At 69.5% G+C, this 18,715-nt stretch carries 15 protein-coding genes and 1 pseudogene; 10 read left to right on the top strand and 6 right to left on the bottom strand.

Annotation, left to right across the window (positions count from 1 at the left end; all coding sequences use genetic code 11):
• The first annotated feature begins 30 nt into the window (after positions 1–30).
• The 6 genes from C8E96_RS25040 (at position 31) to C8E96_RS25015 (ending at position 6,144) form a co-directional block, all read left to right on the top strand.
• Positions 31–1,008, top strand: coding sequence for a tyrosine-type recombinase/integrase (locus tag C8E96_RS25040; RefSeq protein WP_091368922.1), 978 nt, complete (start codon positions 31–33; stop codon positions 1,006–1,008).
• A 107-nt stretch (positions 1,009–1,115) separates the two neighbouring features.
• Complete coding sequence (locus C8E96_RS25035; protein WP_091368919.1) at positions 1,116–1,550, top strand: hypothetical protein; 435 nt, start codon at positions 1,116–1,118, stop codon at positions 1,548–1,550.
• Positions 1,547–3,454, top strand: a complete 1,908-nt coding sequence (locus C8E96_RS25030) for a M64 family metallopeptidase (RefSeq protein ID WP_091368916.1) — start codon at positions 1,547–1,549, stop codon at positions 3,452–3,454. The genes C8E96_RS25035 and C8E96_RS25030 overlap by 4 nt, the downstream gene beginning before the upstream one ends.
• A gap of 92 nt (positions 3,455–3,546) precedes the next feature.
• Complete coding sequence (locus C8E96_RS25025; protein ID WP_091368912.1) at positions 3,547–3,981, top strand: GNAT family N-acetyltransferase; 435 nt, start codon at positions 3,547–3,549, stop codon at positions 3,979–3,981.
• A gap of 15 nt (positions 3,982–3,996) precedes the next feature.
• Positions 3,997–4,953: an RluA family pseudouridine synthase gene (locus tag C8E96_RS25020; protein ID WP_091368909.1), complete on the top strand. Its 957-nt coding sequence runs from the start codon at positions 3,997–3,999 to the stop codon at positions 4,951–4,953.
• A gap of 42 nt (positions 4,954–4,995) precedes the next feature.
• Positions 4,996–6,144, top strand: a complete 1,149-nt coding sequence (locus C8E96_RS25015; RefSeq protein ID WP_228769599.1) for an MFS transporter — start codon at positions 4,996–4,998, stop codon at positions 6,142–6,144.
• A gap of 1 nt (position 6,145) precedes the next feature.
• On the opposite strand, the gene C8E96_RS25010 is transcribed toward C8E96_RS25015, so the two are convergent.
• Complete coding sequence (locus C8E96_RS25010; protein WP_091368906.1) at positions 6,146–7,048, bottom strand: LysR family transcriptional regulator ArgP; 903 nt, start codon at positions 7,046–7,048, stop codon at positions 6,146–6,148.
• Between the two features lie 69 nt (positions 7,049–7,117).
• On the opposite strand from C8E96_RS25010, the gene C8E96_RS25005 reads away from it, so the two are divergent.
• Positions 7,118–7,720 carry a LysE/ArgO family amino acid transporter gene (locus C8E96_RS25005; protein ID WP_091368904.1) on the top strand — a complete coding sequence of 201 codons (603 nt, stop codon included), beginning with the start codon at positions 7,118–7,120 and terminating at the stop codon, positions 7,718–7,720.
• Here the strand turns inward: C8E96_RS25005 and C8E96_RS25000 are convergent.
• Positions 7,704–8,876, bottom strand: coding sequence for a tyrosine-type recombinase/integrase (locus C8E96_RS25000; protein ID WP_091368901.1), 1,173 nt, complete (start codon positions 8,874–8,876; stop codon positions 7,704–7,706). The two genes, C8E96_RS25005 and C8E96_RS25000, sit on opposite strands and share 17 nt — an antisense overlap.
• 80 nt (positions 8,877–8,956) lie before the next feature.
• Here C8E96_RS25000 and C8E96_RS24995 point away from each other — a divergent pair, with 80 nt between their 5' ends.
• Positions 8,957–9,247 carry a zinc ribbon domain-containing protein YjdM gene (locus C8E96_RS24995; protein WP_133794762.1) on the top strand — a complete coding sequence of 97 codons (291 nt, stop codon included), beginning with the start codon at positions 8,957–8,959 and terminating at the stop codon, positions 9,245–9,247.
• 37 nt (positions 9,248–9,284) lie between these two features.
• Here C8E96_RS24995 and C8E96_RS24990 read toward each other — a convergent pair whose 3' ends face one another.
• The gene (locus C8E96_RS24990; protein ID WP_091574774.1) at positions 9,285–11,135 is read right to left on the bottom strand and encodes a sialidase family protein; all 1,851 of its coding nucleotides are present in this window, start codon (positions 11,133–11,135) and stop codon (positions 9,285–9,287) included.
• A gap of 175 nt (positions 11,136–11,310) precedes the next feature.
• Here C8E96_RS24990 and C8E96_RS24985 point away from each other — a divergent pair.
• Positions 11,311–11,789, top strand: a pseudogene (locus C8E96_RS24985) (YdcF family protein).
• An 85-nt stretch (positions 11,790–11,874) separates the two neighbouring features.
• Here the strand turns inward: C8E96_RS24985 and C8E96_RS24980 are convergent.
• Complete coding sequence (locus C8E96_RS24980) at positions 11,875–12,483, bottom strand: dihydrofolate reductase family protein (protein WP_091368896.1); 609 nt, start codon at positions 12,481–12,483, stop codon at positions 11,875–11,877.
• 301 nt (positions 12,484–12,784) lie between these two features.
• On the opposite strand from C8E96_RS24980, the gene C8E96_RS24975 reads away from it, so the two are divergent.
• On the top strand, positions 12,785–13,798 hold the full coding sequence (locus tag C8E96_RS24975) for a coiled-coil domain-containing protein (protein WP_091368894.1): 1,014 nt from the start codon (positions 12,785–12,787) through the stop codon (positions 13,796–13,798).
• A 424-nt stretch (positions 13,799–14,222) separates the two neighbouring features.
• Here the strand turns inward: C8E96_RS24975 and rox are convergent, their stop codons facing one another.
• Positions 14,223–15,668 carry a rifampin monooxygenase gene (gene rox, locus C8E96_RS24970; RefSeq protein WP_091368891.1) on the bottom strand — a complete coding sequence of 482 codons (1,446 nt, stop codon included), beginning with the start codon at positions 15,666–15,668 and terminating at the stop codon, positions 14,223–14,225.
• A 215-nt stretch (positions 15,669–15,883) separates the two neighbouring features.
• On the bottom strand, positions 15,884–18,625 hold the full coding sequence (locus tag C8E96_RS24965; protein WP_091574777.1) for an alpha-L-fucosidase: 2,742 nt from the start codon (positions 18,623–18,625) through the stop codon (positions 15,884–15,886).
• Between the last annotated feature and the right edge of the window lie 90 nt (positions 18,626–18,715).

The following is an 18,715-nucleotide window of genomic DNA, read 5'->3' as shown; positions in this document are numbered from 1 at the left end:
TTTGTCGGTGTCACCTTGTATGTACTAAGAGTGAAGTTGATCGACGCCCAAGAGGCGTTCTTCGTCGCGAGGCGGACGCGTAAGGACTCGCCGCACACGACGGCGGCCTACCGGCGGGACTTCGCGGGCGTGTCCGCCCAGGTGGCGGCTGTGCTGGAGGTCGAGGTCGAGGACATCGATCTGGTCGCGGTGTCGGCGCAGCCGCTGCGGGCGGCGTTCGGAAGCTTCGCCGACACCCATGCCAAGAGTTCGGTGGCGCGTGCCTGGTCGACGTGGAACCAGTTCTTCCAGTTCTGTGTGGCCGACGGGTTGTGCCCGGGCAATCCGATGGGGGCGATCGGGCGGCCGCGGGCCGCTCCCCTGTCCCCCAAGCCGCTGCGGGGCGAGTCCACACCGGAGCAGCTGCTCTCGGCGATCGCGTCGGGGGCGCGGCGGTCGCGAGTGGAGTGGCCGGAGCGCGATCTTCTGGTGTTGGCGCTGGGCCTGGTGGCCGGGCTCCGGGCCTCGGAGATGCGGGCGTTGACCAGGTCGGCCATGGTGGGCCGTCCCGGCGAGCGCCGACTGTTCGTGCACGGCAAGGGGAACCGGGAGCGGTCGATTCCGATCGAGGTGCCGCTGGAGCGGGTGATCGAGTCCTATGTGGCGTCCTGTGACGAGCGGTTCTCGGCCCGGTTCACCGCCGAGTCGCCCCTGTTGCTGGGTTCTGACGGCGCCGCGATCGGCCGGGGCGCGCTGGATTACCTGGTGAAGTCGTGTTTCCGGTGGGCCGGGATGCACGACCGGGTTCCCGCGGGGGCGAATCTGCACGCGCTGCGGCACACGTTCGCGACCCGGTTGGCCGAGGACGGGGCGAACGCGGTGGAGATCATGACGCTGCTGGGCCACGCGAGTCTGAACACGAGCCAGAACTACATCGAGGCGACCGGCACCCATCGCCGGGCCGCCGCGGCGAGCAATCGGACCTACCGGGTGTTGGCGGATCTGTCCGATCCGGACGGTGCCCTCTAGGGCCGTAAGACCCCAGTAAGACCCCTTTCGGTATCCCCCGCTGCTTCGCGGGCCTCTTTCCGCATGTCAGGGCGTGTGACGCGCCAGGCTGGGATGGAGGCAATGCGATGACCGACCCGAGCCCGTCGGGTGAGCCGACGGCGGTCCGACTGCTGTTCGAGTACGAGGGTGACGAGGTGCGGCTGCTGCTGCAGCAGCCGGTGGACGTCGCCGTCAGCGGCTTCGACCTGCCGCGTGAGGACGTGGTGGGCAACCACGTCGAGGTGCGGGACGCGAATGAGGAGATGCTCAGCCGCGTCCCGATTCGGTCCGGGATGGACACCAGTGTCGAGGTGTTCCCCGAGGACCCGAACGAGCCGATCACGCGCACCGACGTGCCGCGGGGTCAGGGCGCGTTCACCGTGGTCGTGCCGACGACCGAGCGGGCCGACCACGTGACCGTGGTGCGGATCCCGCCGACCGGTGACGTCGCCGAGGCCGAGGCCGGTGCCGGTGACGTCGTGGAGCTGGGCACGTTCCCGCTCACGGGGGGTGCGCGATGACCACGTCGGACGGCGCCGTCCAGGGCACAACGCAGATCGCGGGCTCCGCGCCGCGCAATCGGGCGTTCAACATCGTGCTGCTCGCTGAGGGGTTCACCGCCGGGCAGCAGGCCGCGTTCAACACCGCGGCGCAGGACTTCGTCAACGCGCTGAAGGCGACGCCGCCGTTCGACGAGCTGAGCCCGGCGATCAACGTGTTCCGGGTGAACGTGGCTTCCACGGATTCCGGTGCGGACGACCCGGTCGCGGCAGGCGGCACGGGCGCGACGGCTCGGACGTACTTCGACGCGACGTTCGGTGGCAACGGGATTCGCAGGCTGCTGCTGTGCAACCAGTCCACGGCGTTGCAGGTGGCCACGGCGCAGGTGCCGGAGCACAGCCTGGTCCTGGTCGTGGTGAACTCGACGGTCTACGGCGGTGCGGGCGGGTCGGTCGGGACGTACTCCCTGGCGAACGGGGCCACGCAGATCGCGATCCACGAGGCCGGGCACACCGCGTTCGGCCTGGCCGATGAGTACGCGTACTACGCGGGCGGCAACGAGACCGGGCACGACCACCACCCGGCGGGTGAGCCGTCGGAGCCGAACGTGACGGTCAACAGCAACCGGGCCACGTTGAAGTGGCGGTGGGCGGTCGCGTCGAGCACCGCGATCCCGACGATGAGCAACCCGGATTGCACCAAGGTGGACAACCGGGCCAGCACCGTTCCGGCGGGCACGGTCGGCGCGTTCGAGGGCGCGCACTACTACCACTGCGGCGCGTTCCGGCCGGAGCACAACTGCAAGATGCGGGAGCTGGGCGCGCCGTTCTGCCGGGTGTGCCGCCAGGTGATCTGGAACCGGCTGGAGCCGCTGAGCACGCTGCAGTCGCGGGGGCCGACGCCGATCAGTGTCCTGGCGCGGTACCCGAGTCACCTCGATGTGTTCGCGGTGGCGAGCAACGGGCGCACGATGAGCAACTGGTGGGACCAGTCGTCCGGGTGGGCGGGGTGGTTCCACGTGTCCGGTGGCATCGCGTCGCCGGGCGGGTCTGGGTCGCCGGTGACGTCGATCGCGCGGTATCCGAATCACCTGGACTTGTTCACGGTCGGCACGGACAACCGGGTGTGGAGTGCGTGGTGGGACGTGACCACGGGCTGGTCGGGCTGGTTCCGTATCGGCTCGCTGACGGCGCGGGCCGGGTCGACGGTCAACGTCGTGGCCCGCAACCGGGATCACCTGGACTTGTTCACCACGGCTGCTGACGGCCGGACGATGTCGGCGTGGTGGGACGTGTCGTCGGGGTGGTCGAACTGGTTCCACGTCTCCGGTGGGGTCGCGGCCAACGGGGCGACGGTGACGGCGATCGCCCGGAACCCGAACCACCTGGATCTGTTCACGGTGGGCACGGACAACCGGATCTACAGCACGTGGTGGGACGCGGCTTCGGGGTGGGCGTCGTGGTTCCGCCTGGGCACGTTGACCGCGCGTCCGAACTCGACGGTGAACGTGGTGGCGCGTAACCCGAACCATCTGGACTTGTTCACGACCGCGTCGGACGGTCGGATCATGTCGGCGTGGTGGGATGCGGCTTCGGGGTGGTCGAACTGGTTCCACGTGTCTGGTGGGTTGGCGTCGCCGGGGTCGTCGGTGACGGCGATTCCTCGGGGCGCGAACCATTTGGATCTGTTCACCGTCGGGACGGATAACCGGATCTACAGCACGTGGTGGGACGCGGCTTCGGGCTGGGCGAACTGGTTCAACATCTCGGGCGGAATCGGGCAGTCCGGTGGGCATGTGGCGGCGATCGAGCGGTTCAGCAACCACATCGACGTGTTCGCGGTGGGCTCGGACGGGCTGATGTACAGCGCTTGGTGGGACATCCGGACCGGCTGGTCGCGGTGGTTCCGGCTGAGTATCACCTGATGCGCACGACGGAGGGCCGGGTCGCTGAGCTTGGCAACCCGGCCCTCCGCCCGTGGGTAGGGTCGGGCGCGAACCCTCTCGGAAGGTGATCGATGATCAGCGTCGGCAAGCTCGACCCAGCGGACCGCGAGGCGTGGGAGGTCCTATTCGCCGGCTACAACACCTTCTACGGGCGCACGCTGCCCACCGAGGCGATGACGCGGGCGTGGTCGGCGTTCCAGGAGGACACCCGGATGCACGCGCTCGGCGCGAAGGTCGACGGGAAACTGGTGGGGATCGCGCATTTCCTCGTCCACGCGAGCACGACCTCGGCCGACGTGTGTTACCTGCAGGACCTGTTCACCGATCCGGTGGCTCGCGGTCTGGGTGTGGCACGGGCGTTGATCGCCGAGGTGACCGAGTGGGCTGGTGCTCAGGGGTGCGCGCGGGTGTACTGGTCGACGCAGGAGTCGAACGCCACGGCGCGCCGGTTGTATGACCAGGTGGCGGTCAACCGCGGCTTCATCCTGTACCAGATCGGCCTGTAGGTAGGCTGACCAGCGATGAGACGCAAACTTCGCTCCCCTCTCCCCCAGCGCCATGGGCTCGACGCTGCCCGCCTTCGGCTGCCGGAGGAGGGGTCGTGGGCGACGATTCGGGACCACCTTGTCGAGAGGTTGCCGAGGGTGGATCCGGGGCGCATCGACATGATGTTGCGGGAGGAGCGGATCGTCGGGCTCGATGGGCCGGTCGGCATCGACGCTCCCTATGAACCCGGGTCGTTCGTGTGGTTCCACCGGGATCTCCCGGTGGAGGTGCCCGTGCCGTTCGATATCGGCATCGTCCACCAGGACGACGACATCCTGGTCGTGGACAAGCCGCATTTCCTGGCGACGATCCCCCGCGGCCAGCACATCGTGCAGACGGCGCTCGTGCGGTTGCGCCAGGAGCTGGGAATCCCGACGCTGAGTCCGGCGCACCGGTTGGACCGGGTGACGGCCGGGTTGTTGATGTTCGTGGTCCGCCCGGAGCTGCGCGGCGCGTATCAGACGTTGTTTCGGGACCGGTTGGTGCGCAAGGAGTACGAGGCGGTCGCCCGGCACGACCCGGATCTTGAGCTGCCGGTGACGGTGGAGAGCCGGATCATGAAAGAGCGCGGGGTGATCACCGCGCAGGAGGTCCCCGGTGAGGTCAACGCGCGCACCCGGGTCGAGCTGATCGAGGCGCGCGACGGGGTCGGGCGCTATCGGCTGGCGCCGGAGACTGGGCGGACGCACCAGCTGCGGTTGCACATGTCCGGGTTGGGTGTGCCGATCCTGGGTGACGACTTCTACCCCGTGCTGACGGAGAAGCCGCTGGGCGACTTCACCGCTCCCCTGCAGCTGCTGGCGAAGGTCCTCGAGTTCACCGACCCGGTGTCGGGGCTCCCGCGGCGGTTCGAGAGCCGGTTGCGGCTGGCGGCGTGGGAATCGCCTGGTGAGTGGCTTAATCCGGGTGCCGCGGCGGTTGGGGTCGGTTAATCTCGGCGTATGCCATTTGGTTGACGTAGACCTCCGGAGTCCGTGCGCGGGTTGGTGCGGGTGTCGCTGTGGTGGGCGGCGCTGACCTACCTGGTCCCGATCTACCCGCTGTACGCCGTTCTCTTCGCCGATACCGGTCTGTCCGGGGCGGAGATCTCGCTGCTGTTCCTGATCTGGTCGTCGGTGTCGATCCTGGCTGAGGTGCCGCTGGGTGCGGTGGCCGACCGGTTCTCGCGGCGGTCGTCCCTGGTGGGCGCGAGTCTGTTGCAGGCGCTGGGGTACGTCCTGTGGATCACGTTGCCGGGGTTCGCCGGGTTCGCGGTCGGGTTCGTCCTGTGGGGTCTCGGTGGGGCGTTGGAGTCGGGCGCGTTCGAGGCGTTGCTCTATGACGGGTTGGCCGCGCAAGGTGAGGAATCGACGTTCGCGCTGGTCAACGGGCGGGTGACGGCGGTCAATCTGCTCACGGAGCTGCCGACGGCGGCGTTGGCGTCGGGGTTGTTCGCGCTCGGCGGGTACCGGCTGGCGGCGTGGGTCAGTGTCGGGGTGTGTCTGGCGGCGGCGTGGGTGGCGTCGCGGTTTCCGGAGGCCGTGCGGGGTGCTGACGGTGATGAGCTCGGTTATGTCGAGATGCTCAAGGTGGGTTTGCGGGAGGCTGCGGCCAACCGGGTGGTGCGGCGCGCGGTGATCGTGGTGGCGTTGCTGGGCGGGTTGGACGCGTTCGAGGAGTACTTCCCGCTGATGGCCCTGGCGTGGGGTGTCCCCGCGGGGTGGGTGCCGTTGGCGATGGTCGCGATCCCGTTGGCCGGTGCGGCCGGTGCCGCGCTGGGTGGGTTCGGGAGCCGGTTGCGGACCCGGACGCTCGGGGTGCTGCTGGGTGTCGCGGTGGCGGTGTTGGTGGTGTCCGGGGTGCTGCGCTCCCCCGCCGGTCTGCTGGTGGTGGCCGGGTTCTATGGGCTGTATCAGCTGGTGTTGGTGGTGGCCGAGGCGCGGTTGCAGGACAGCATCGAGGGTCCGGCGCGGGCGACGGTGACGTCGGTGGCCGGCATCGGGATCGAGGTGTCGGCGTTGGCGGTGTACGGGGTGTGGGCGGTGGGTGAGGTGTTCGGGGTGGCGGCGTTGGTCGCCCTGGTCGCGTTGCTGCTCCCCCGGTGGCTGCGGCAGGCGCCCGTCGTCGAGCGCCTGCCGCAGTAGGTCAGCTGATCCGGGCGTGATGTCGCGTGTGGGGTTTGAGGGCGATGGCGGCGGCCGCGGCGATGGCTTGGGCGGCGGCGGCCAGTGGTGGGGAGTCGAGTTTCCACTGCTGCCAGTAGAGGGGGACGTCGATGGGCCCGCCGATGTCGACGAGCGTTCCGGCGGTGATGCGGGGACGCGCTTGGACTTCGGGGACCATGCCCCAGCCGAGTCCGGCGGCGACGGCGTCGACGAACCCTTCGGAGGAGGGGATGTAGTGCCGGTGCTGGCTCGCTTCGCGGCCGGGGGCGACGGTGGCGACGAAGTGGTCTTGGAGCTGGTCGCGGCGGTCGAAGACGAGGACGGGCGCGTCGGCCACCAGGGCGGGCGGTCCGTCGAGCCATTGGGCGGCGAAGGCCGGGTTCGCGCAGGGCAGGTAGCGCATGTTGCCCAGCGCGCGGACCGAGCAGCCCTGCACGGGGTCGGGGGTGGAGGTGACCGCGGCCATGACGAGGCCTTCGCGGAGGAGGGCGGTGGTGTGGCCTTCGTCTTCGCGGTGCAGGTCGAAGCGGAGGTTGGGGACGCGGGTCATGGCGGGGATGAACCAGGTGGAGAGCGAATCGGCGTTGACGGCGATGGCCAGGCGGGCGGCTTCGCCCGCGGTGGGCAGACCGAGTTCGGTCAGGGTGTCGCGTTCGAGTTGGAGCAGTTGCCGGGCGAAGCGGATGACGGCTTCACCGGACTCGGTGGCGCGGGCTGGTTTGGTGCGCATGAGCAGGACCCGGCCGGTGCGCTGTTCGAGGGCCTTGACCCGTTGGCTGACCGCGGACGGGGTGACGTGCAGGGCGGCCGCGGCGGCGTCGAAGGTGCCTTCGTCGACGACGGCGAGCAGGGTTCGGACCAGGTCGAGCGGCAGTTCAGGCATCACGAGCGCTAATGATACGTCAAAATCTTGAACTGGACTGTTGACAGCTCGCTTCCTAGCCTCGGAGGTATGGGACCGTTTCTGTTCGCCGTGGCCGCTGGATTCGGCACGGGACTCTCGCTCATCGTCGCCATCGGCGCGCAGAACGCGTTCGTGCTGCGCCAGGGCATCCAGCGGCACGCGGTCCCGGTGATCGTCGCGATCTGCGCCGGGTCCGACGCGGTCCTGATCACGTTGGGGGTCGCCGGGGTCGGGGTCGTTGCGGGCGCGTGGCCCGCGGCGACGACGGTGTTGACGCTGGTCGGCGCCGCGTTCCTGCTCACCTATGCGGCGATGGCCGCCCGGCGCGCGCTGCGGCCGTCCGTGCTGGTCGCCGCGGGCGGGTCGGCACGGCCCGCGGTCCTCACCGCCGTGGCGCTGACGTGGCTCAACCCGCACGTCTATGTCGACGTGCTGCTGCTGGGCTCGTTGGCAGCCGCGCACGGGTCGCTGCGGTGGGGGTTCGCGGTCGGGGCGGTCCTGGCGAGCCTGTGCTGGTTCTCCGCGCTCGGGTTCGGCGCGCGGCTGCTCACCGGGTTCTTCGCCAAGCCGGCGTCGTGGAAGGTGCTCGACGGGCTGGTGGCGGCGACGATGCTCGCGTTCGGGGTGTTGCTGCTCAGCCAGCTCCGGTGATGGCGTCGGCGACGAGGTCGACGGCGCTGCGTTCGGGGGTGCGGGCGGCGGCGTTGTAGGTGCGGTTGGTGGTGTCGACGCTGGCGTGGCCGACGTCGGCCTGCACGGTGACCAGTTCGGCGCCCGCCTCGACGGCGGCGGTGACGTAGAAGTGCCGCAGGGCGTGGGGGTGGATGCGGGTGGCGACGTCGGCGAGGTCGGGTCCGGCGGAGGCGGCGATGCGGCGCAGCAGCGCCCACACGTCGGTGCGGGCCATGGGTTTGCCGTCGCGGGTGCTGATCAGTGGTTCGGTGCCTGCTTTGACCTGGCCGCGGATCGCGGGGGCGGTGTCGGTGGCGCGGTGGTGCAGGTATGCGTTGAGGGCGTCGTGGGCGAGGCCGGAGAGGTAGACGACGCGCGGCTTGTCGCCCTTGCCGGGCACGCGCAGGGCGGCGCGGCCGCGGGTGGAGTGCAGGTCGGCGCGGGTCAGGTCGCACAGCTCGGAGACGCGGATCCCCAGGGTGAACAGGGCGATGACGGCGGTGGCGCGCAGGGTGCCAAGCCGGTCGCGGCCGGGGCGTGGGGCCGCGGCGGCGGCGAGCAGGGCGCGGACCTGCTCGGCGGTGAGGGTGACCGTGCGGGTGGTGTCGTGGTCGGTGGCCACGGCGAGGCGGCGCCGGGACAGGGCGGCGGGGTTGGCGGTGATGACGCCTTCGTCGGCGAGGTGGCCGTAGAAGGCTTTGAGGGTGCCGAGCATGCGGTCGCGGGTGGCTTTGGCGGCGCCGTCGACGGTGAGGTCGTCGAGCCATTCCTTGACGTGGGTGGTGTTGGCGGCCAGTGGGTCGAGGCCGCGGGCGCCGCACCAGCGCAGCCAGTGCAGGTGGCGCAGCCTGCCGCGTCGGGCCGGGGGTGGGCGGTTCGTTGTGGTCGCCGCCTGCTGTGTGGGGATGCCGAGGGTGTGGGCATAGGCGTGCACGACGGGGGCGAGCTCGGGGCGTTCGCGCCATGGGTCGAGGTCGCCAGCGCTGACGGGCAGGCCCAGGGATTCGGCGTACTTGTGGCGGGTGGCGCGGTTGGCGTAGCCGAGCAGCCAGTCGCTGAGCAGGGCGAGCAGTCGGGCGGGGTCGTCGACGCCGGGCCAGATGTCGTCGCTCGCGGCGACGAGGGCGTCGGTCACGTCCGCTCCCCCGCTCGTGGTCTCCGGTTGATCAGCATACGGGCGGGTTAGCCTTCAGCCATGAGTGACGCCTTGCCACCGTGCCCGGCCTGTGGCAGCGAGTAAGCCCGGAGTGCGCGCACGAGTGGACGCCCGCCGTCCCCGAGGCGGCCAAGCTGATCAAGGACGCGGTCGGCAACCCGCTCGCCGACGGGGACACCGTGACCGTAGTGAAGGACCTCAAGGTCAAGGGGTTCCCGACGGCGATCAAGGTCGGCACGAAGGTCCGCAACATCCGACTGGTCGACGGCGTGGGTGATCACGACATCGACTGCAAGGTCGACGGTTTCGGGCCGATGCAGCTCAAGTCGAGCGTGGTCAAGAAGGTCTGATCGTCTTCACCAGCCGCGCGGGCCGATCATGCGGCGGTCAGTCGTCGTCGCTGAACGAACCTCCGTAGATGCTCGAACCGCCGAAGCCGGACGGGCACTGGTTGTTGGGACCGGGTCGCAGCGCGGTGGAGTGGGCCGCGGGCAACTCGCCCGCCGACGCGCGGTCCCGCGGCCGGTCGGCCACGATCGGCGCCGCATCGCCTGCCAGCACGTCCTCGACGAACGCCTGCCGGTAGGCGTTGATGGCCGGGCAGACCATGCCGTCGCGCATGTCGTTCCACACCGCCGTGGCTGCGTCATCGGTGGCCACCACATAGTTGTAGTCGCCGAGGAACTCCGAGGTCAGGCCGTTGGCGCTGGAGGCACGCCCGTCGCCGTCCGGGCCGCGAAGCACCGTCGTCCACGGGCCGAGGACGCCGCCGGCGATCTGGGCGTGGCGCACGACCCCGAGCACCCGCCGCGGGGACGTGGTCTCGGTGCGCCACGGGTCCAGCCAGGCGTTGTAGACCAGCCAGGCGTCCGTGCCGTCCGGCGAGATGGCGATGGCCGGGAAGTTGGCCCGGTCGGCGCCGTCGTTGGCGTCCATGACGCCGGAGAAGGTGTCACCGCCCGTGGTCGAGGAGATGACGTACGCCCGCTCCGCGTTCGTGCCCGCCCGGTCGTCGGACCAAGTGACCAGGATCTGATCAGTCGCGTCCGCTCCGGACGGGGCGCCGTTGGCGATGTCGATGCTCGGGAAGGTGTTGGTGCGCGCCCCGGCGATGCCGTCGATGGTGAACCGTCCCTGCGCCGGGTCGAACTGGCCGATGCCCTCGACCGCGACGATGGGCCGGGCCCGCTCGAAGGTGGCGCCGCCGTTGAACGACCGCGCCAGCAAGAAGACGCCCTGCCCGGACGGGATGGACGTCCCTTCCCAGATCACGTAGACAACGCCCGCGCTGTCGGTGCGGATCGCGCAGCCCTGCCGCCCGCCGGTCTGACTGTTGTTCGTCGCCTCGCTCAGCTGCCGCACGGTCCAGGTGTCGCCGCCGTCGGTCGACCGCGAGAACAGCACGGGCTCGGACCCGGCGCTGCCGCGGAAGCCGACGTTGCAGACGTAGACGTTGCCGAAGTGTGGGCTGGTCTCGGCGTTGTCGGCCCACAGTTGTTCCTTGTCGCTGAACAGCGCCGTGTTCTGCCGGGTGACGACCACCGGGTCGGACCATGCGGCGTTGTCCCCGGCAATGGCACCGGTGAGGTCGAGCGTGTGCGACACCGCGATCGCGCCCGCACCCCTGAACCCGGCATTGCCGGGGAACGGGGTGGCGATGTTCGCGTAGTACAGCCGCTGCCCGTTCGCCCAGGAGAAGTCGCCGCTCTCGTCCGGTGCCGGACCGAAGACGAGTTCCGGGTCGCCGTTGGAGACCATGCCGTTCTCGGTGTAGTTCGGCAACGTGCCGATCGGCCCCGCCGGGTCGGGCACGCAGCCGGTGTCACCCGCGGGCGGCTGACCGACCGCGACGTCCGGCTGGCCGAGGCAGCTCGGCGTCACGCGTGCTGAGTAGCCGGTGTAGGTCGGCTGCGTCCACGAGAGACCGCCGTTGGTCGAGAACTGGACCCCCGAGAGGCCCACACCAGGGGTGAAGGGGCAGGTGCGGTCGTCACCGGCGTTGCAGGCTTCCATGTCGATGTTGTCGTTGGCGCCTGCCGCGAGGATCAGCGGGTTGACCGGGTTCACCGCGACCCCCGGCTCGTTCTGCTTGTTCTGCGAGAACAGGTTGTCGTTGCTGCCGACAGTCACCTCTGCCGAGCCGCCCGGCGTGATGGGAACGGCCGCTGCGACGGTCGCTGTCAGCAGACCGGCAGGGAGGATGAGGACTGCGGCGAGGATTGCCGAAAAGGATCGCATACCGGGCTCCTCGAGTTTCCCTTTGCGAGGATCTGTCCTTTCAGGCCACTCTCGTCCCCGGCCGAAATCGCGACAAGAGCCGATCGACCCTGCTGCGCGACCGTCAGCCGACACGCAGCCGCACCGGATGGGCGTGCACGGCACCGACCCGCGGCGCCCGTAACCTTGCCGGGTCATGGCGACCACCGAACTGCCCGCGAACCTGCGTGCCGACGTCGAAACCCTGTGGGCCTACCACGACATGGGCCACCAGCCCCACCGCTGTGACGTCGGGATCGGCCTGGGCTCCCACGACCTCGGCGTCGCAATCCACACCGCGCGGCTCTACCAGCAGGGGTGTTCGCCGACGCGGACATCCACCCGGCCTCGATCATGCTGATCTCCCGGCCCTACCAACAGCGACGCGCCTACGCGACCTGTCGCAAGGTTTGGCCCGAAGTCGAGGTCATCTGCTCATCCCGGCCGCTTCCGCTCGACGAGTACATCGCGACGATCGGCGACGTCGACCGTGTCATCACCATGCTCGTCGGCGACACCCAACGCATCACCCAGTACGCCCGCCTCGGCTTCGCCATCGAGCAGGACGTGCCCGAACCGGTGCACGCCGCCTACCAGCGGCTCGTCGACGCCGGCTTCACCAGCCGCCTGATCTAGCTACCGGTCCGCTCACCGCGACCCACAGCGCGACAAGTCCAGCACGCACAACCCTCAATCGGGGCGTCGTCATCCTCCGGGCCGGTCAGGACCCCGTCTTCACCAGGCGCATGTGGGCGATCGAGTCGACGGTGATGGATTCGGCGCACTCGAAGTCGGTGATCCCGTCGTCGAAGAGCCGCTCCCCCGCGCCGAGCAGCACGGGCACCACCGCCAGGTGCATCTCGTCGACCAGGCCCGCCCGCAGGTACTGCCGGACCGTCGACGCTCCCCCGCCCAGCCGCACGTCCTGACCGTTCGCGGCGGCGACCGCCTTGGCCAGCGCGGACTCGATGCCGTCGTCGACGAAGTGGAACGTGGTCCCGCCCTCCATGGTGATCGGCGCGCGCGGGTGGTGGGTGAGCACGAACACCGGGTGGTGGTAGGGCGGGTTCGGCCCCCACCAGCCGGTCCAGGTGTCGTCCTCCCACGGTCCGCGGACCGGGCCGAACATGTTGCGCCCCATGATGGTGGCGCCGATGCCGTCGATGCCGCGGTCCATCATCGAGTCCACGGCAGGGTCGCGGCCCTCGGCGAAGACCCACTCGTGCAGTTCTGCGCCACGCACGCCCAGCGGATCGCCTGCGCTCTGGGCGGGTCCGGCGGCGTAACCGTCGAGTGAGATCGAGAAGCAGTGGACACGCAGTTTCGTCACGGTGACGGTCTCCTAGTTTTCGACCCCAGTTTCCGGCCGATTTCAGGCCGACTTTCCAGCATCTTGGCACCGATCACCGACAGGGGACGGGTTACCAACGAAAGGTCTGTTTCGTAGGTAAGGTAGGTTGTAGTTAGTTATCTTTAACTTGGGTTAGCGGTTATCTATCTGATCAACTAGGGTTGGGAACATGCAGCCAGGGTTGGATGGAAACGCTTTGTGTGGGTTCAGTCGGTGCCGTAACCCGCTCCCCCCGCCGGGACCGCGCGGCGGGCGACCGTACGAGTTCTGCCCGGACCGGGTGTGGGCGGGAAACGCGACCTGCAAGCAGCTGGCGGCGGCGGAAAGTTCGCTGCGAGCCGCGCTGGGGGTGGATCCGGGGACGTTGGCACTGGGTGGGTTCGCCACGGACGTCCGTGAGCACGTTTCGCGGGTTCTTGCTCCCGCGGACGCGCTCAAGGGCGTTTTGGAGCAGGTCGTGGCGCGGTTGGACACGGAGGTGAAGTCGGCGCTGGCCGCGGTGGAAGCCTCGGACAAGGCGGCGGCCGAGGACCGGGGCCTGCGGGACCGGGCCGAACGCCAGGCCGCGGAGTCAGAACAGGCCGCCGCGGAGGCACGGGCGTCAGCCGAAGAACACGCAGCCGCCCGGCAAGCCGCTGAACACGCCCGCGATGAAGCAGCCGCCAAGGCGCGGGCCGCCGAACTCAAACAGGCCCGCGCCGAATCGCGCCGCGACGCCGAACATGAGCGGGCCGAACAAGCCGAACACCGTGCCCGAGACGCAGCCCAGCGCGAGCACACCGCGCTACAGGCAGCGGCGGCGGCCGGTCAGGAACTGGCGTCGGTCCGCGCGGAACTGGCAGGCCTCGAGCAACGGCTCGTCGACGACCGGGCCGCGGCCACCAAGGCTTTGGCCCGCGCCGAGGCCGCCCTCGAATCCGCACGCGCCGACACCGCGGGAGTCCGCGCCGAACTCGCGCGAGTGGAGGAGCGCCACCGCACAGAACTGGACCGGCACGCCACCCGGGCGGAGACCCGGTTGTCGACCCTCACCCGCGAACACCAAGACGCGGTCGCCGACCTGCACCAAAAACTGGGCGCCGCCCTCCAACGCGCGACCCTCGCCGAAACCGCGGCGACAGAACTGCGAGAAGCCGCCGCCCAGCCCCCTGGGAACACAGCCGGTTCAGACCGCAGCCCCCACACACCGAGCCACGTGACAGACCGGGCCGATAAGGAGACGGTCTCGGCGGACCCCAGCATCGGGTCGCCGTCGAGGAGCGGTTCGGACCAGTCGCCGACACCACCCACGTAGATCGCCGGCCGCACCACCGAGTTCGGCACCACGCCCAACAAGGTGGCGTCCTCGGCGAGAACATCATCCTGCGGGCAAACCTGGCGAAACTGGCGTGGCCAAATCCCCGCGCAAGGCCATGGCACCACGCCTATCCCCACCAGGGCGGCGGCCCTCCGCGAGAACGCCATCCGGCCTGCGAACCCGGAGTGGTCTACGTGGCCAACCCCCACCCGTCCCGCGCACCCACCCCGGACAAGAGCACCCAAGCGATGCTCTTAATCCCTGCAGTTCCCCCTGCTCCCTCGTCCTGGCCGCTTTTAACTCTCGATCGGCGGTGTCAAGGGGCAGCTCCGCTGATCGCGCAGCGACGGCCGTTCACGGCCGCCCTTGATACCGCCGATCGAGAGTTAAACAATCAAGCCGGAGGGAGATCCCCGCCAGCTCAGCGGGAGCCCGAGGCCAGGTCAGCGGGAGCCCCGAACCACCTACGCAGGTGCCTGATCAGCTCCTCCTGGTCTGAACCAACCCAAGCCACATGCCCATCCGGCCGCAACAACACCGCGGGCACGTCCAACTCCTCACTGACCTCGACAACATGATCGACCCGATCCAACCAACCACCAACCGAAAGCCCGCCCGTCTGATCAAGCAGCAACCCACGACCGCCATGCATCAACTCGTACAGACGCCCCTTCTTCAACCCCACGTCCCGCATCCGCTTCCCAAGCAGGTCATGGCCGTCACCGAAGTCGTACCGGATCCCGAGAGCGGCGATCTTCTCGGTCAAATACCGGTTCACCTCGTCGAACTCCATCAGTTCAGATACCAACCGGCGCACCGCCTGGGGGCCTGGCTCCGGGGACATCAGCTGCATCTGCGCGCGCGTGTTGTCCAGGACGTCGGCTGCCACCGGGTGGCGTTCGGTGTGGTAGCTGTCGAGCAGGCCGTCCGGTGCCCAGCCGTTGACCTCGGCGGCCAGTTTCCAGCCGAGGTTGAACGCGTCCTGGATGCCGAGGTTGAGTCCCTGTCCGCCGACGGGCGGGTGGATGTGCGCGGCGTCGCCCGCGAGGAGGACGCGGCCGGTCCGGTAGCGCTCGGCGAGCCGGGTGGCGTCGCCGAAGCGGGAGAGCCAGCGCGGTGAGTGGGCGCCGAAGTCGGTGCCCGCGTACGCCCGCAGCTGCTGCTTGAACTCCTCCAGGGTCGGTGGCACGGAACGGTCATCAGCGACCCCCTCGGCGGGCACGACGACGCGGTACACGCCGTCCGCGAGGGGCCCGGCGCCGAACCGGAACTGGGTCTTGCGGACTTCGGCCATCACGGCGGCCACCGTCTCCGGCGGCGCGGTCAGCTCCAGCTCGCCCAGCAGCGTGTCGACCCGGCTGGGCTCGCCGGGGAAACCGACGCCGAGCAGCCTGCGCACCGTGCTGCGCCCGCCGTCGCAGCCGACGAGGTAGCGCGAGCGCAGCCGGGTGCCGTCGGCCAGTTCGGCGGTCACCCCGTGGTCGTCCTGGGTCAGCCCGACCAGCTCGCAGCCGCGCCGGATCTCGACGCCGACCTCGATGGCGTGCTCGGTCAGCAGCCGGTCGGTGGTGGTCTGCGGGATGCCGAGGACATACGGATGCGCGGTGTCCAGCCGATCCGGCGACGGCTTGGCGATGGCGGCGAAGAAACCGCCCGCCGGGTACTGCTGGCCCAGCTCGAGGAACCGCTCCAGCAGACCACGCTGGTCCATCACCTCGACGCTGCGCGCGTGCAGGCCGAGCGCGCGGACGTACTTGGTCGGCTCCGTCTCCCTCTCCAGCACGAGCGCGTGCACGCCGTGCAGCCGCAACTCGCAGGCCAGCATCAGACCGGTCGGCCCGCCACCGGCGATGATCACGTCAGCCATCAATCCCCCGTCTCACTTCGCGGCCAGAAACCCGCATTCGCGCAGGTTCTGGCTTCGGACGGAGATTCTGCGGCACCACCCGGGTCTTGCGGCAAGACCCCCTGTGCGCTATACGTTGGAAGTGGCAAGGAGTGGGTTGTCCTCCTTGCCTTTCGTCATTCTCCTCGGCGTTGTCGGTGGCCGACCTCACCCCCGGGCAGCCCAGCACCGGCAGGTCACGGGGTGACGAAGATCCACGACTGGGCACTGCCCGCCACGGCGGCGGCTTGGGTGAGCCCGTCGCCGGTCCCGGCCACTGTGAGCACCTTGCCGCTCGACTTCGCCACCAGGCGGTGCCCACCCGTCGCGGCCACGAGTGACCAGCGCTGGTTGCTTCCGCCGTGGCAGGTCCACTGCACGACCGGTTCGCCGGAGTTGGTCGTGGCGTCCATGCAGAGTCCACTGGAGACACTGCGGACCTCGTAGCTGCCGTCGGCCTGCTTGGTGAACGTCCACCGCTGGTTGTCGCCGCTGTGCGGCGCCCACTGGATCAGCTGGGTTCCCGCGGTGGTCGCGTTGCCCGGAACGTCGACCGCCTTGCCGGACAACGCGTTGCGGACCTGGTAGCGCTGACCGGAGACCACCGGGTCAGCCGAGGCGGCCACGACGCTGACGGTCACCTGCGCGCTGTGCGAGACCTCCGCCGCGGTGCCGATGACGTCCACGATCGAGTCCCCGGGCGGGGTGCTCGCCGAGGTCTGGATGGTGAGGGTCGAGGTGCCGCCCGCGGTGACCGTGACCGGGTTGAACGTCGCCGTGGCGCCCGGGGGCAGGTTGGCGGCGCTGAGCGTGATCGGTCCCGTGGCGCCCTTGGTCACCGCCGTCGTGACCGTCGACGTGGTGGCCTGCCCGGCCGGGACCGAGGTCATCGGCTGGCTCGCGGCGAGGGAGAAGTCGTTGGCGGGCGCGAAAACCTGCACTTCGGCCAACGACAGCGGGTTGGTTCCCGCCAACCGGACCATGACGTACCGGCCGGTCTTGCCCACGGTCAGCTGGGTCGGTGTGCCCGCCTGCCCGGTCTGGCGACTCGACCAGACGCCCGGCGCGGCCGCCTGCTGCGCCGGGGTGAGCGAGGTGTTGAACGGGGTGTCGGAGACGAAGACCCAGTAGTCGGTGAGTCGGTTCGCGCAGCAGTCGGTGCGGTTCCAGAGCGCCAGCTTGCCGACCGGGACCGACGCCCCGAGGTCGACCTGCCACCACGGGGACGCTTCGGAATTGGTGTGGGTCACCGAATTCGCGAAGAAGTCGCCGTGGGTGTTGCCGTCGACCGCGCGTGACGCGGGCGCCGAGTTCGAAGTCGACGACTGGGTCGAGGGCTTGCCCTGGGCGAGGTTGGTGGCCGAGCCATCGTCGTAGAGCGCCAGAGTGGCGATGCTGGGGGCGAGCGCGCGGGACGCGGTGATCCGCAGCCGCACCTTCTGGGTGGAGACCGTGGGGAACTGCACGATGCGCTTGTAGCCGACGGTCGTCCCGGCGGTCACCTGCTGCCACGAAGTGCCGTTCCACGTGTCGACGGCGAAGCCCGCGACCCGCTGGCCGACCTGGATGTTCTCCTGCAGCACCACGGTGTTGACCGCCTTGGGCGCCGGCAGATCGACGACGAGACCGCCGGTGTTCGCGCTCGGCTGCCAGCCGGTGCCGTCGTTCGCGTCGAGGACGTTGGCGGGAACGTTGCCCGAGGTGTTGGACGTGCCCGTGTCGTTGGCCGCCGTCGCCCCGGCGGCCTGGTTGGTGGCGAACGTGGAGCGGATCTTCGCGCCGAACTCGGCCATCCTGGTGACCTCGGTGGCGCCGATCTTGCCCTGCTGGTTCGGGCCGACGTTGAGCAGCAGCTGGCAGTTGCGGCCGACCGAGGCGTAGTACATCGACATCAGCGCGCTGAGCGTCTTCGGGGTCTGGTTCGGGTGCCAGAACCACGACGGCTGCAGCTTGGCGTCGCACTCGCCGGGGAACCAGGCCAGGTAGCTCGACGCCGTGGTCAGCTTGTCGTCGCCCGCGATGTTGTCGGCCACCTCGCCGAAGGTCGACTTGCGCATCCCATCCGGGTTCGCGGTGTTGTTGTTCGGGATGACGCTCCACTCACTGGTCCGCGCGACGCCGCTCTCGTTGCCGACCCAGCGCACGTCACCGCCGAAGGTGACCGCGGTGGGCTGCAGGGTGCGCACGATCCTGACCCAGTCGGTGAAGTTGTACGGCTGGCGGCCGCCGGTCGGGTCGTAGCCGTCGAACCACACCTCGTCGACGGTGCCGTACTTGGTCAACAGCTCGTAGAGGGTGTTCATGTAGAGCCGGTTGTAGTCGTCGGCGACGACGTCGAACTTGGGGCCGGTGCCCGCGATGCTCGGGATGGTCGCGTTGACCTTGGCGCTGCCGTTGCCGAAGGTGCCGCCCGGCTGGTACTCGTGCAGGTCCGACGGCGAGAGGTAGATGCCCACCTTCACCCCGAACTTGCGCGCGGAGTCGGTGAACGACTTCACCAGGTCGGCGGTGCCGTTGAGGTAGCTGCTCGACGCCATGTCGTAGGTCGAGTACGCCGACGGATACATCAGCATCCCGTCGTGGTGCTTCGCGGTGAAGATGATCTTCTTGAACCCGGCGTCCTTGAACGTCGAGACCCACTGGTCGGTGTCGAGGCCGGCAGGCTGGATGATGTCCGGGTCCTCGGTGCCGAGCCCCAGGTCGCGGCCGGTGTAAGTGTTGGGTCCGAAGTGGACGAACCCGGTCAGCTCCTCGCGCTGCCAGGCGAGTTGCCGGTCGGTCGGGGTGACCGACGCGGCCTTGGCCAGGAGCTGCGCCTGGGTGTCGGTGGGCGAGATCGTGACCACCGGGTTTCCCGCCGCCGCCGCGGGGCTCACGGCCACGACGGTGGCCAGAGCCGAGCTGATCGCGACCCCGGCCGCCAGTAAGCGAAACCGCATGACTCCTACTTCCTGACGGCCCATACATCCGATGTGCTGGACTGCCCGAGGGTGCGAGGGGCGTGAAACTCCTTACGTAGCCAGCAATAC

It is taken from the genome of Actinokineospora alba (assembly GCF_004362515.1).
In the GTDB taxonomy this organism is placed as follows: Bacteria; Actinomycetota; Actinomycetes; order Mycobacteriales; family Pseudonocardiaceae; genus Actinokineospora; species Actinokineospora alba.
The sequence above is the reverse complement of the archived record's forward strand: the minus strand, read 5'-3'. Positions and strand labels throughout refer to the sequence as shown.

Bases quoted from the DNA above. Each gene is read 5' to 3' on its own strand.
- C8E96_RS25035 (WP_091368919.1), top strand. From the start codon at position 1,116: ATGACCGACCCGAGCCCGTCGGGTGAGCCGACGGCGGTCCGACTGCTG.
- C8E96_RS25030 (WP_091368916.1), top strand. From the start codon at position 1,547: ATGACCACGTCGGACGGCGCCGTCCAGGGCACAACGCAGATCGCGGGC.
- C8E96_RS25025 (WP_091368912.1), top strand. From the start codon at position 3,547: ATGATCAGCGTCGGCAAGCTCGACCCAGCGGACCGCGAGGCGTGGGAG.
- C8E96_RS25020 (WP_091368909.1), top strand. From the start codon at position 3,997: ATGAGACGCAAACTTCGCTCCCCTCTCCCCCAGCGCCATGGGCTCGAC.
- C8E96_RS25010 (WP_091368906.1), bottom strand. From the start codon at position 7,048: ATGCCTGAACTGCCGCTCGACCTGGTCCGAACCCTGCTCGCCGTCGTC.
- C8E96_RS25005 (WP_091368904.1), top strand. From the start codon at position 7,118: ATGGGACCGTTTCTGTTCGCCGTGGCCGCTGGATTCGGCACGGGACTC.
- C8E96_RS24990 (WP_091574774.1), bottom strand. From the start codon at position 11,135: ATGCGATCCTTTTCGGCAATCCTCGCCGCAGTCCTCATCCTCCCTGCC.
- rox (WP_091368891.1), bottom strand. From the start codon at position 15,668: ATGGCTGACGTGATCATCGCCGGTGGCGGGCCGACCGGTCTGATGCTG.
- C8E96_RS24965 (WP_091574777.1), bottom strand. From the start codon at position 18,625: ATGCGGTTTCGCTTACTGGCGGCCGGGGTCGCGATCAGCTCGGCTCTG.